Source organism: Ktedonobacteraceae bacterium (genome assembly GCA_035653615.1).
Lineage (GTDB): Bacteria > Chloroflexota > Ktedonobacteria > Ktedonobacterales > Ktedonobacteraceae > DASRBN01.
The window spans coordinates 78,334-91,132 of the sequence record DASRBN010000037.1; the positions used below are offsets into that span (position 1 = coordinate 78,334).

Here is a 12,799-nt window from a genome sequence, read left to right on the forward strand (position 1 = left end):
AGATAGGGAAAAGTACATGCTGCATATCGATGCCAAACCGGTTGATCTCAAACTGACAACGCCTTTTCGTATTTCGAGAGGTGTGCAACATACCGCCCCTAATGTGGTTGTGCAAATACATCATAATGACCATGTAGGCTACGGTGAAGCCGCCCCCGATGAGTTTTACGGGGAAAACCAGGAGACGGTGCTGGCATGCATTGCGACCTTCGCGGGCAATCTGGGCGATGATCCTTTTCTGATAGAGGATATTATGAGCAACCTTGATCATCTTATTCGCTTTCACCCGGCCGCAAAAGCCGCCGTCGATATGGCACTCTATGACCTGATCGGCAAAATGCTGAATGTGCCGGTGTATAAACTACTGGGCCTGAACCCGAAGCATACGCCGCATACTTCTTTTACCATCGGCATCGATACGCCTGAGAACATGGCCAAAAAGGCACTTGCTGCGCGTGATTACCCAATCCTCAAGGTAAAAGTGGGCACCAAGCATGACCTTGAGAACCTGAAAGCCATTCGCGAAGTATCCTCAGCAACCATCCGCGTCGATGCCAACACTGCCTGGACACCCAAAGAAGCCATTAAAATGATCAACGCGCTCGCGCCTTACAACATTGAGTTCGTTGAACAGCCAGTCGCGCCGCGCGACCTCGCGGGCCTGAAACTTGTGCGCGAAAATGTGCCGCTGCCGATTATCGCGGATGAAAGCTGTGTGGCTATCGAAGACATTCCCAGGCTGGCGGAGTGCGTCGACGGAGTGAACTTCAAGCTGATGAAAAGTAACGGCATGACCAATGTGCTGAAGATGATCCACGTTGCGCGTGCCTGCAACCTGCGCGTGATGATCGGCTGCATGATCGAAAGCTCGCTGGCGATTACGGCCGCGGCCCACCTGACGCCGCTCACCGATTACGCCGACCTGGACGGCCACCTGCTCATCGACAATGACCCTTATGAGGGTGTGAGGGTTGTGAATGGGAAACTGGTGCTGCCGGATAGGCCGGGATTGGGAGTACAGAAGACGCAGAGCAAGGGATAGGAGGAGAACAATCATGCCCCAGATAGCGCCATACGGCTCATGGAAGTCACCGATTACTTCCGACCTGATCGTCGCGGAGACAATTAAATTAGAGCAGGTCGTACTCGATGGTTCAGATATCTATTGGATTGAAAGGCGTCCGGCAGAAGGCGGTCGTTATGTGATCGTGCGTAGAACGCCGGATGGAACCATAACTGATATGCTGCCAGCGCCATACAATGCGCGCACAACCGTCCATGAATACGGTGGTGGCAGCTATACCGTCAGCGATGGTGTCATCTATTTTTCAAATTTCTCGGACCAGCACCTCTACCGCTTGACGGCAGGCTCCGTTCCTAAGCCAATCGCTTTCATGGATCAGATGCGGTATGCCGACTACATCATCGACCAGCGCCATAACCGTATCATCTGTGTGCGCGAGGATCACACGCGTTCTGGTCATGAGCCGGTGAACACGCTGGTCAGCATCGCGCTTGATGGCAGCAGGAATAACCGGGTACTCGTTTCAGGCAATGATTTTTATGCTTCGCCGCGTCTCAGTCCTGACGGATCGCGCCTGGCATGGTTGACCTGGAATCATCCGAATATGCCCTGGGATGGCACGGAACTATGGATTGGGAAAATCGCAGAGGATGGCTCAATAATCGAAGCACAGCACGTCGCCGGGAGCGAGAGCGAATCCATCTTCCAGCCAGAATGGTCTCCCGACGGTGTCTTACATTTTGTTTCGGATAAGACGGACTGGTGGAATCTCTATCGCTGGCAAGATGGCAATATTGTAGCCCTGCACCCGATGGAAGCGGAGTTCGGTGTGCCACAATGGGCATTTGCCTATTCTACCTATGCTTTCGCCTCATCCGATATGCTTATTTGCAGCTATTTCGAAGAGGGAATTGCTAACCTGGCACGTCTCAATATAACAACGGGCAAATTTGAAGTCATTGATACTTTTGCTTCCAGAATTGAGTGGGTAAGGGCGACGCCGGAATACGCCATTTATATCTCCAGTGCGCCACTTGAATATTCATCGGTCAAAAAGCTAGATCTGGATACATTATCCATACATGTGCTCCGCCGGTCCAGCAAGACCCGCATAGAAACACATTATCTCACGGTACCCGATCTTATCGAGTTTCCGACGGAACATGGGCTGACCGCCTACGCTTTCTTCTATCCGCCAAGAAACAGCGATTATGAAGCACCGCGAGGCGAACTTCCTCCCCTGCTGGTTATGAGCCATGGCGGACCAACGGGGATGGCCTATAGCGAGCTCGATCTGGAAACTCAATACTGGACAAGCCGCGGTATAGCCGTCCTCGACGTAAATTATGGCGGCAGTACGGGTTTTGGCCGCGCCTATCGCCGGCGACTCGAGGGACAATGGGGCATTGTTGATGTGGATGATTGCGTGAATGGCGCGCTCTACCTGGTGGAACTTGGCCTGGTGGATGGAGACCGACTGGCCATTACAGGAGGGAGCGCGGGCGGTTATACCACGCTCTGCGCGCTCACCTTCCGCGATGTCTTCAAGGCTGGCGCCAGTCACTTTGGTATCAGTGACCTGGAAGCGCTGGAGGGCGAAGATCACAAATTCGAATCGCGGTATAACTATCGCCTGGTTGGTCCCTATCCTGAGCGACGCGACCTCTATCGCGAGCGCTCACCGATCAATTATGTGGACCGCCTCTCCTGTCCGATTATCTTCTTTCAGGGACTTGAGGACAAAGTTGTGCCTCCTCAACAGTCCGAGTTAATGGTAGCGGCCCTGCGCGCCAAAAAATTACCCGTTGCCTATATCGCATTCGAGGGCGAACAACATGGCTTCCGGCAGGCAAAGAACATCAAGCGCGCTCTGGACGGCGAGTTTTACTTTTACTCGCGCGTCTTTCATTTCACGCCCGCCGATGCGATAGCGCCGGTGCATATCGAGAACCTGTAACAGGCTCACAGCTACTATCGCCCTTTATGTAAATCAGCAGTCCATCTGGAACGGCCAGGATAGCAACTACTTCGACGGTTCGATAGGTGCTCTCGCGAAAACGTTCGATCCTGCCAGGGCGAGTGAGGTTGCGTTCAGTAACGCGACTGTATGGAAATTGTAGGCAGAGGAACTCGCTCGATTTCCTATTTACTTCTGCGGTCATCTGTGGTAATATAAGCTACACATAATACTATGGCATAAAAGCGAGCCATGTCCCTCCCCGGAGGTATGCAGAGAGGATGCGCCGGTGGCTGAAAGCGCACCTGCCAGCAAGGAGATGGATACCCCTCGCCAGCCTGTACTTGTAGGGACTCGCCTGGAGGCGTCCAGAAGGTACACGTTTTGACTACGTTAGCGGTCAGTAGAGCGCGTTCTCCATGCATTGACACATCTGTTTTTGCATATCGGAGATGCGGAATGCGGGTGGAACCACGAAGAGTTTATCTGACCTTTTCGTCCCAATGAGGGATGAAAAGGTTTTTTTATTATTCTCAATGAATGAGGAGGAATGTAGTCTTATGCCTGATGAAGCAGTATTGCAAGAGCAAGAAACGATCAATTATACGCCAATCCAGCGCATGCGGCACTCCGCGGCGCATGTCATGGCGGAGGCGGTGCTGGAAATTTTCCCTGATGCCAAACTGGCCATCGGACCGGCGATTGAAGATGGCTTCTATTATGATTTCGATCTGCCGCGCACGCTGACACCGGAAGATTTGCCGGATATCGAGCGGCGCATGGCGCGTATTATCGCCGGAAAATACCCGTTTATTCGCGACCGATGGCCGCGAGAAAAGGCTCTCGAATACTTCCGCGAGCGCGGCCAGGTGTATAAGGTTGAACTTATCGAAAACCTGCCTGATGAGGAAGTGGGCATTTACCAGCAAGACACGTTCCTTGACCTGTGCCGCGGGCCGCATGTCGAGAATACCGGCCAGATCGGGCCGTTCAAGCTGATGCGTGTTGCTGGAGCTTACTGGCGCGGGGACGAGAATCGCCCCATGCTCCAGCGCATTTACGGTACGGCCTGGTTCACGCAGGAAGAACTCGACCAGTACCTGTGGCGGCTGGAAGAGGCGCTTAAACGCGACCACCGCAAACTTGGCCGCGAATTGAAACTCTTCGTCATCAGCGACGAGGTACCGGCGGGTGTGCCCTTGTTCCTGCCGAACGGCGAGATGCTACGACACCTGATGGAGAGCTATGTACGCGAGACGCAAGAAAAATATGGCTACCAGCATGTCTGGACATCGCACCTGGGCAAGGTGAGGCTGTACAAGACTTCAAAGCACTGGTACAACTATCGCGAGAACATGTTCCCGATTATGCAGGGCGAGCAGGAGCTATCGGAGGACGATGCCTATGTGCTGAAACCGATGAACTGCCCGCACCACATCACGCTCTACAAGTCGCAGATGCATAGCTATCGCGAACTGCCCATTCGCTATGCCGAGTTTGCCACGCTCTATCGCTATGAGAAAGCGGGTACTTTGACCGGTCTCGCGCGTGTGCGCAGCCTGACACAGGATGACGCCCATGTCTTCATGCGCCCCGACCAGATTCAGGAGGAATTTAATCGCGCTATCGACCTCACGCTGGAGGTGTTCAACACTTATGGCCTGACGGACTACTGGATTTCGCTTTCCCTGCGCGACCCGAACAAAAAAGAGGATTACGCGGGCAGCGACGAGGTCTGGGAGCGAGCCGAAAGCGCATTACGCGAGGCGGTGGAGAACAAAGGTATCAAGTATCGCGAGATGATCGGTGAGGCCGCTTTCTATGGCCCCAAGACGGACTTTATGGTACGTGACGCCCTGGGTCGCGATTGGCAATGTTCGACGGTGCAGCTTGACTTCGTGCAACCTGAGAACTTCCAGCTTGAATATATCGGCGAGGATGGCCAGCCGCATCGCCCGGTGATGATCCACCGCGCGGTTACCGGCTCGACGGAACGCTTCATGGCGATGCTGATCGAGCATTATGCCGGCGCATTCCCGGTCTGGCTGGCGCCCGTGCAGGCGATGATTATCCCCATCGCCGACCGGCATATAGAGTATGCCAACAAGGTCCTGGCGGAGTTGAAAGCGGCGGGCATTCGCGCGGAGGTAGACACGCGCAGCGAGCGCATGAACGCCAAGGTGCGTGACGCGCAGTTGCAGAAAATTCCGTACATGCTCGTTGTAGGCGACAAGGAGGCCGAGGCAAACGCCGTCGCCGTCCGCCTGCGCACCAACGAGAACCTCGGGGCAAAACCGCTGCAGGAGTTCATCGAACATATAAAGAATATTGTTCAGACGAAAAGCCGGGAACTGTAACCCGTCTCGAACAAATAAATATAAATGGCAAACACGCGAGCCATGTCCCTCCCCGGAGGTATGCAGAGAGGAAACGCCGGCGGCTGAAAGCGTTCCTACCAGCAAGGAGATGGATACCCCTCGCCAGCCTGTACCTGTAAGGGCCGAAATATTGACACAAAGGTACACGTCCTGACCGCGTTACGGTCGTTAGAGCGCGTTCTGACTTGAATGAGAGCAAATTTTTGCTTGCGTATCAAATTTTTGCTTGCGTATCAAAAGGAAACGCGGAATGTGGGTGGAACCACGGAAAGTTAGAGCCTTTTCGTCCCAGTTTGGGATGAAAAGGCTTTTTTCTTGTTTGTCGTCGTCGCAGGGGGCCGATGAATCGGCGCTGGGCGCGATCAATCGGCCCCTACGGCAGAGCCGTAGTATAGCTGGGCTTGCTGATCGGGCAAGAACGGGTCATCAAGCCCTACGACAGAGCCGTAGCATTGGTTTCGAGAAGGAGGATTATCCTATGTTGAACGGAGCAGAGTTGCAAGCAGAGGGACAATATTCAGCGTTGCAGCGTATGCGCCATTCCGCGGCGCACGTGATGGCGGAAGCGATCCTGGAGATGTTTCCTGATGCTAAATTTGGTATCGGGCCGGCCATTGAAGATGGTTTTTACTATGATTTCGATCTGCCGCGTTCGCTCACGCCGGATGATTTTCCTGAAATTGAGCGGCGCATGGCACGCATCATCGCCGGGAAGTACCCTTTCGAGCATGACTACTGGTCATACGAGAAAGCGTTGAACTACTTCCGAGACCGGGGACAGAACTATAAGGTGGAGATTATAGAAAATCTGCCCGCGGAAGAGCAGCATGTTTCTGAGCAGCACAAGGGACTTCCCGAACTCTGCCGCGCTCAGGACGAGGGCAATTGGCCGCGTGAGGTCTCAATCTATCGCCAGCACAACTTTCTAGACCTGTGTCGCGGGCCGCATATAGAGCATACGGGTCAAATCGGGCCGTTCAAGCTATTGCGAGTCGCGGGGGCATACTGGCGTGGCGACGAAAACCGTCCCATGTTGCAACGTGTCTATGGCACGGCCTGGTTTACGCAAGAGGAACTTGACCGGTACCTGTGGCAGCTGGAAGAGGCGCAGAAACGCGATCACCGCAGGCTGGGCAAAGAATTGGAGTTGTTCCAGTTCGATTCATCGGCGCCGGGTATGCCGTACTGGCTGCCGAAAGGACTTAAGCTGCTCTCGCAATTCATGGACTTCTGGCGCGAGGAACATGAGAAGCGTGGCTACCAGGAAATCGCAACGCCTTTAATCAACGACAGGCGCATCTGGGAGATTTCCGGGCACTGGGAGCATTATCGCGAGGATATGTTTCTCGTTCCGGGCGACGAACACACGGAGTACGGCATCAAACCCATGAACTGTCCCAACGCCATGATTTTGTTCAATTTCAAGACGCGCAGCTATCGCGATCTGCCGATGCGCCTTGCTGATGTCAGCGTCTTGCACCGTAACGAGCGGGCGGGAACGCTGCACGGATTAATGCGCGCGCAAAAATTCCAGCAGGATGACGCCCACATCTTCGTCGCGGAAGAGCAGATAGAGCAAGAATTCGACAGCATTTTCGAACTTGCTCAGGAATTCTACAAACTCTTCAATTTGAATTTCGTGCTGCGGCTTGGTACGAGGCCGGAGGGATACATCGGAGACCTGGAGACGTGGAATCGGGCCGAGGCAACGATACGCGGCATCCTGGATAGGTACCTGGGAGCGGGAAACTACGCGGTTGAAGAGGGTGGCGGCGCATTCTACGGGCCGAAAATCGACATCGTGATGGAAGACGCGCTGGGAAGATCGTGGCAGACGGGTACGATACAGCTTGATTTCCAGCTGCCGCGCCGCTTCAACTGCAAGTACATCGATAGGGATGGTCAGGAGAAGACGCCAATCGTCATCCATCGCGCCATCTTCGGCTCATTTGAACGCTTCATCGGCATTTTGATCGAGCAGACGGCAGGAGCGTTTCCCGCCTGGCTCGCGCCTGTGCAGGCCATCCTTATTCCCATTTCTGATCGCCATGCTGACTATGCTGGCAAGGTGATGGAAGCGCTGAAAGTAGAGGGCATACGAGTCGAAGCCGATATGCGCAGCGAGCGTATGAACGCCAAGATACGCGATGCACAGCTTCAGAAGATTCCCTACATGCTGGTCGTAGGGGATAAGGAGCAGGCGGAAAATGCGGTCTCTGTGCGGCTGAGAACGAACGAGAATCTGGGCATGATGCCGGTAGAGAATTTTGTCGAGCGGCTACGGGGGATTATTCGGGCGAAAAGTTGGCAATTGTGAACAGAGTAACTTGAGCAGAAAATACGATCTCAAAGGCAGGACTTCGATCAACTGCTATAAATCAGCTGTACATGAGGATAGGAAAAGAGGCGCATACCCTGCCAGCCCCCTTTCCTATCTCTCCCTAAGTTCCATCAAGAAACGCACGCGGGCTATTCCAGGTACTTATACGCGGGCAGTGTCAAAAACTCCACAAACTGATCGTCTGTAATGATCGAGTCCAGAATCTCCGCAACCACCTGGTATTTTCCCCCGGCGAATCGCTCTTCACCAACCCTTGACCGGATTTTCTCAAGCTCGTCCTTCGCAAGTTCGCGGAAGAGTTCGACCGTCACTTTTCTGCCATCTGATAAGATGCCCTTGGGATGATGAATCCATTGCCAGATCTGCGCGCGCGAGATTTCGACCGTGGCAGCATCCTCCATCAGATTGTTGATGGGAACGCAGCCGGAACCGCGCAGCCACGATTCGAGGTACTGGAGGCTGACGCTGATGTTGTTGCGGAGTCCGGCCTCGGTAATCGTGCCTTCGGGCACTTTCAACAGGTCGGCAGCTGTGACATGCACGTCTTCGCGCTTCCTATAGATCTGGTTCGGGGTCTTCATCACGGCGTCAAATTCTTCCATCGCGATTGGCACCAGTCCTGGATGCGCTACCCAGGTGCCATCATGACCGTCGGTAGCCTCGCGCCGCTTATCGGCCCGCACGCGTTCAAGCGCCTCTTCGTTCGCCTTTGGATCGTTTTTGATGGGAATCTGCGCCGCCATGCCGCCGATGGCGTGCGCGTTGCGGCGGTGACAGGTCTTGATGGTAAGCAAGGAGTAGGAGCGCATGAAGTGCGTTGTCATTGTTACCTGGGCGCGGTCAGGGAAGATGTAGTCGGGAATGTTGCGGAACTTCTTAATCGCGCTGAAGATGTAATCCCAGCGCCCGCAATTCAAGCCGGACGAGTGCTCGCGCAGTTCGTAAAGAATTTCGTCCATCTCGAACGTCGCCAGGATGGTTTCGATCAGCACGGTGGCTTTGATAGTTCCCTGGGGAATGCCGAGATCTTTTTGCGCCAGCACGAATACATCATTCCACAGGCGGGCCTCTAGATGGCTTTCGAGCTTGGGCAGGTAAAAGTAGGGGCCGGTGCCTTTCGCGAGCAGCGTTTTGACGTTATGGAAGAAGTACAGGCCAAAATCGAAGATGCCGCCGGAGACAGGCCTGCCATCGATCAGCACGTGCTTTTCTACCAGGTGCCAGCCACGCGGGCGTACCAGCAGCGTCGCAATCTCGTCATTGAGTGCGTATTGTTTGCCCTCCGGGCTGGTATAGGTAATCGTGCGATTGACGGCATCGCGCACGTTGATCTGTCCCTGAATGGTTCCCTCCCATGTTGGGGAGAAGGCATCTTCAAAGTCGGCCATGAATACCTTCGCGCCCGAATTCAACGCATTGATGATCATTTTGCGCTCGACCGGTCCGGTGATCTCTACGCGCCGATCTTGCAGGTCTGGCGGAACAGGCGCAATCGTCCACTCGCTATTGCGAATATGCTCGGTTTCGGGCAGGAAATCCGGCAAATTGCCGGCATCGAGTTCGGCCTGCCGCCGTGCTCTTCTCTGCAACAATTCCTCGCGTCTGTCGCGGAAAGCGCGCACCAGGGTAGCGACAAATCGCAAGGCATCGGGGGACAATATTTCGGCAAATTCTGGGGTAACCGGTTCCGTAATTTCGATACCTTCTACCGGGGATTTGTAGGTAGTCATGGGGGCTTCCTTTCCTGGCTTAGATGAAATGGCGACAACATCTATAGGGGCGAAGGTGGACATGACCCTCGCCCTTGTGATCCATCCTGTTTACCAAGATTCACCTGAGAAGATGATATATCAATTAGCGGAATTGTGCCACTTCCGTCGATTCTGCCAGGGCGGTTGTCGAGGACATGCCATGGGAAATGACCTGTGCGACCTCATCGAAGTACCCGGTGCCTACCTCGCGCTGGTGTTTGGTCGCGGTGTATCCAAAGTCCTCAAGCTCGAACTCCGCCTCTTGCAGCTTCGAGTAGCCGGTCATGCCATGTGTACGGTACTCGTGCGCCAGCTTGAACATGCTGTAGTTGAGGGCATGGAAACCGGCCAGGGTGATGAACTGGAACCTGTATCCCATCTTTGCCAGTTCCTTCTGGAAGACGGCGATGGTCTCGGGATCGAGCTTCTTGCGCCAGTTGAAGGAGGGAGAGCAGTTATAGGCCAGCATCTTGCCGGGAAATTGTTCGTGAATGGCTTCAGCGAAACGGCGTGCCTCATCCAGGTTTGGTTCTGAGGTCTCGCACCACAGAAGGTCCGCGTATGGAGCATATGAGAGGCCTCGCGCGATGGCCGTTTCCAGACCGCTGCGCATCCTGTAGAACCCTTCGGGGGTGCGCTCTCCGGTGAGAAATTGCTGATCGGCGGGGTCGATATCGCTGGTAATCAGTTTAGCTGCGTTAGCATCGGTACGGGCGATGAGTATGGTTGGGACGCCCAGCACATCTGCTGCCAGGCGCGCGGCGACCAGGTTTTTAATCGCGCTTTGCGTTGGCACGAGTACTTTGCCACCCATGTGCCCGCATTTTTTCTCAGACGAGAGTTGATCTTCAAAATGCACGCCTGCCGCACCCGCTTCGATCATTGCTTTCATGAGTTCGAACACGTTCAGAGGGCCACCGAAGCCTGCCTCGGCATCCGCCACGATAGGCGCAAACCAGTAGATATCCTGCTTACCCTCTGTATAATGAATCTGGTCGGCTCGCTGGAGCGCGTGGTTAATCCTGCGCACAACCTCTGGCACGCTGTTCGAGGGGTACAGGCTCTGGTCGGGGTACATCTGCCCGGCGAGGTTGGCATCTGCGGCAACCTGCCAGCCGCTGAGATAGATCGCCTTCAATCCGGCCTTGACCTGCTGCACTGCCTGATTGCCGGTCATTGCGCCCAGGGCCGCGACGTAGGGTTCCGAGTTCAAGAGGTTCCACAGCCGCTCGGCGCCCATGCGCGCCAGCGTATATTCGATTTGAACAGACCCGCGTAATCGGAGTACATCTTCCGCACGATATGGACGAACGATTCCGTGCCAACGCAAGTTGCCCTGCCAATCGGCCTCTAGCGTTGATGCAGAAAATTTCTTCATTCCATGTTTGGAATGACCATTCATGGTATGCCGGCCATTTCCATTCGCGTTCCCATTCATCCCATTATGTTCGCTCATGATGATGTCCTTTCCTCTGGAGGCTAACGCAGGTTAATCATTGAGACACCGTTGTCTATACTTTACCTGCTATCTTCTACAGAAAGCGTACCATGCTACTTGTCATAACGTCCAGGAAAAGGCTTCGAAGGATTTGAGGTTATATATAAGTCGATAGTTATATATGGAAAAAGGGCTACTGCCTTGTATCGCTTATTGGAACTTTGTGTTTACCACCAGCAGACAGGACGGTATCATAATGTAGTGAAATTACTTGCTCTTCTTCGATTGCTGTGTTATGCTATCATCCAATACATGCAGTTTATAATTTCAAGGATAAATCCTTCCAGTGCGATTTTTTATTTATGCTTGTAATGAGAGATACAGGCATAGGATCAGTAGCATGTAGTTTGTATCTTTTTCTTCAGAGCCAACCCTGGTAGTGTAGCCGTTCACGAGAGCGTTTCTTTTAGTTCGCGGACACATCATCTTATTCGCAGTTGGTCATGCAATCGTATTTCTTTAGAAGAGGAATGGGGGATGGCATCATTTACGGATCTGGTTGCCGAGCGAATTCGCTTACGGAAAGAAGAATTCCTGGCCGGGTTATCGAGCAAGCCAGGTGATGAGATTGAGCAGCTTCTTGCTCAGGCAATTCAATCGCACTGGCACCCTTTCGAGCTTGAAAAGATCAGGGGTGCGGATCAAAGTAGATCACTGGCAGCGGCGATAGATGGCTCGAGCGCGATACGGGCTCTAAATAGTGGAGCGGATTGGGTGATTGCACAGGCCTTGCTGATTGGCCCGAACGGCCTTCGCAGGTCTGATGTCGAGACCCATTTGTTACGTGGTGAGACCGAACGCCCGGCTGTGGCGCGCTACGCTGCGCTCATGATGCGGTCGCTCGAATTGGACCTGGCCCTGAAATTTGTCGAGAGCGGAGAAGGTCATATCCTGATCCTTGATGGTTCGCTCTATGCTAATCTTCCTTACCTGCTCTACAGGCTCGCGATACGTGGTTACGAAGATGTACCCTTGCAAGTACTGGAGCAATATCTTGAGCTTTTCGATCTTTGCCAGAAACGTGGAGTCCTGCTCTTAGGCATTTCAAAAAGCGCCCGCTCGGCAGTTTTAGGTCACGCCCTGCTTGATGAACATTCCACTTCTCAGTCCCTGATCGCGCAACAACCAGCATCCGGGACCCCAGAGCCGTTAGATGCGGATGTCCAGGAAAATGAGGAAGTGGCTCCTGGCGATGCGGTGAATGGGAAAGGCAGGCGACGAGGTGTAAGATCGGGCATGAATGGGATTCCAACCGATGGAGAAATCATGCACCGTTGGACGAAAGGTGCGGGCCTCACCGATCCTGTGTTGCTGGGATCATCTTCTTTTGGGCGTGCCGGGGTAATAGCGGATGAGAAATTAACGCTACAAATAGAGGAAGCTTTGCGTGAACCACAGGTATCTCCTGATCTGCAGGCGCTACTGAGACGGCTTTCTTATGCTCCCGCGATTGGCACGTTTTATGTACGTCTTGCTCCAGGCGATGAAGTTCTGCGGGTGGATGCGTTGGCAAGCACGTTTGGTAGAGATGATCTTCACCTGCTTGGGTTTACGCGGATGCTGGTTCCTTTTACTACAGCTTTGCCACACGTCCAGTATCTTTTGGGCGAATATGGAGGCCTTTCGGTTTATAACGCGGCGCTTTACGTCGTGGATAAAGAGGTTCGCCTGCATGCCGCAACGGTAGATCATGTATATCTTCCCGTGCTGCGGCGCCAGCTTGGGCAGACGGTAGAGTATGACCGGTCGACCCGCCGCTTTATCCGGTAATGGTTCAATCCCATTTCATCTCAATCCCAACCGGGCGAGCCAGCCTGAGCGTTCGCGTCGCCTGTGCGGAAAGGATACCT

At 53.9% G+C, this 12,799-nt stretch carries 7 protein-coding genes; 5 read left to right on the forward strand and 2 right to left on the reverse strand.

Annotated features, from left to right (window positions below; genetic code table 11):
• Positions 1-16 precede the first annotated feature (16 nt).
• The 4 genes from VFA09_21560 (at position 17) to thrS (VFA09_21575) (ending at position 7,676) form a co-directional block, all read left to right on the forward strand.
• Entirely contained in the window at positions 17-1,042 is a 1,026-nt protein-coding gene (locus VFA09_21560) for a dipeptide epimerase (protein HZU69871.1), read from the forward strand.
• Positions 1,043-1,055: 13 nt separating this feature from the next.
• Positions 1,056-2,981, forward strand: coding sequence for a prolyl oligopeptidase family serine peptidase (locus tag VFA09_21565; protein ID HZU69872.1), 1,926 nt, complete (start codon positions 1,056-1,058; stop codon positions 2,979-2,981).
• 560 nt (positions 2,982-3,541) lie between these two features.
• Positions 3,542-5,338, forward strand: coding sequence for a threonine--tRNA ligase (gene thrS / locus VFA09_21570; GenBank protein HZU69873.1), 1,797 nt, complete (start codon positions 3,542-3,544; stop codon positions 5,336-5,338).
• Between the two features lie 499 nt (positions 5,339-5,837).
• The gene (gene thrS / locus VFA09_21575) at positions 5,838-7,676 is read left to right on the forward strand and encodes a threonine--tRNA ligase (GenBank protein HZU69874.1); all 1,839 of its coding nucleotides are present in this window, start codon (positions 5,838-5,840) and stop codon (positions 7,674-7,676) included.
• Between the two features lie 152 nt (positions 7,677-7,828).
• Here thrS (VFA09_21575) and aceB read toward each other — a convergent pair whose 3' ends face one another.
• Both aceB and aceA read right to left on the reverse strand, forming a co-directional pair.
• Positions 7,829-9,430 carry a malate synthase A gene (aceB, locus tag VFA09_21580; GenBank protein HZU69875.1) on the reverse strand — a complete coding sequence of 534 codons (1,602 nt, stop codon included), beginning with the start codon at positions 9,428-9,430 and terminating at the stop codon, positions 7,829-7,831.
• 124 nt (positions 9,431-9,554) lie between these two features.
• Complete coding sequence (aceA, locus tag VFA09_21585; GenBank protein HZU69876.1) at positions 9,555-10,907, reverse strand: isocitrate lyase; 1,353 nt, start codon at positions 10,905-10,907, stop codon at positions 9,555-9,557.
• A 519-nt stretch (positions 10,908-11,426) separates the two neighbouring features.
• Between aceA and VFA09_21590 the strand changes: the two genes are divergently transcribed.
• Positions 11,427-12,719: a DNA double-strand break repair nuclease NurA gene (locus VFA09_21590; GenBank protein HZU69877.1), complete on the forward strand. Its 1,293-nt coding sequence runs from the start codon at positions 11,427-11,429 to the stop codon at positions 12,717-12,719.
• The last annotated feature ends 80 nt before the right edge of the window (positions 12,720-12,799 follow it).

Coding starts and splice junctions, on each gene's coding strand:
- thrS (HZU69874.1), top strand. CDS start 5,838: ATGTTGAACGGAGCAGAGTTGCAAGCAGAGGGACAATATTCAGCGTTG.
- thrS (HZU69873.1), top strand. CDS start 3,542: ATGCCTGATGAAGCAGTATTGCAAGAGCAAGAAACGATCAATTATACG.
- VFA09_21565 (HZU69872.1), top strand. CDS start 1,056: ATGCCCCAGATAGCGCCATACGGCTCATGGAAGTCACCGATTACTTCC.
- aceA (HZU69876.1), bottom strand. CDS start 10,907: ATGAGCGAACATAATGGGATGAATGGGAACGCGAATGGAAATGGCCGG.
- VFA09_21560 (HZU69871.1), top strand. CDS start 17: ATGCTGCATATCGATGCCAAACCGGTTGATCTCAAACTGACAACGCCT.
- VFA09_21590 (HZU69877.1), top strand. CDS start 11,427: ATGGCATCATTTACGGATCTGGTTGCCGAGCGAATTCGCTTACGGAAA.
- aceB (HZU69875.1), bottom strand. CDS start 9,430: ATGACTACCTACAAATCCCCGGTAGAAGGTATCGAAATTACGGAACCG.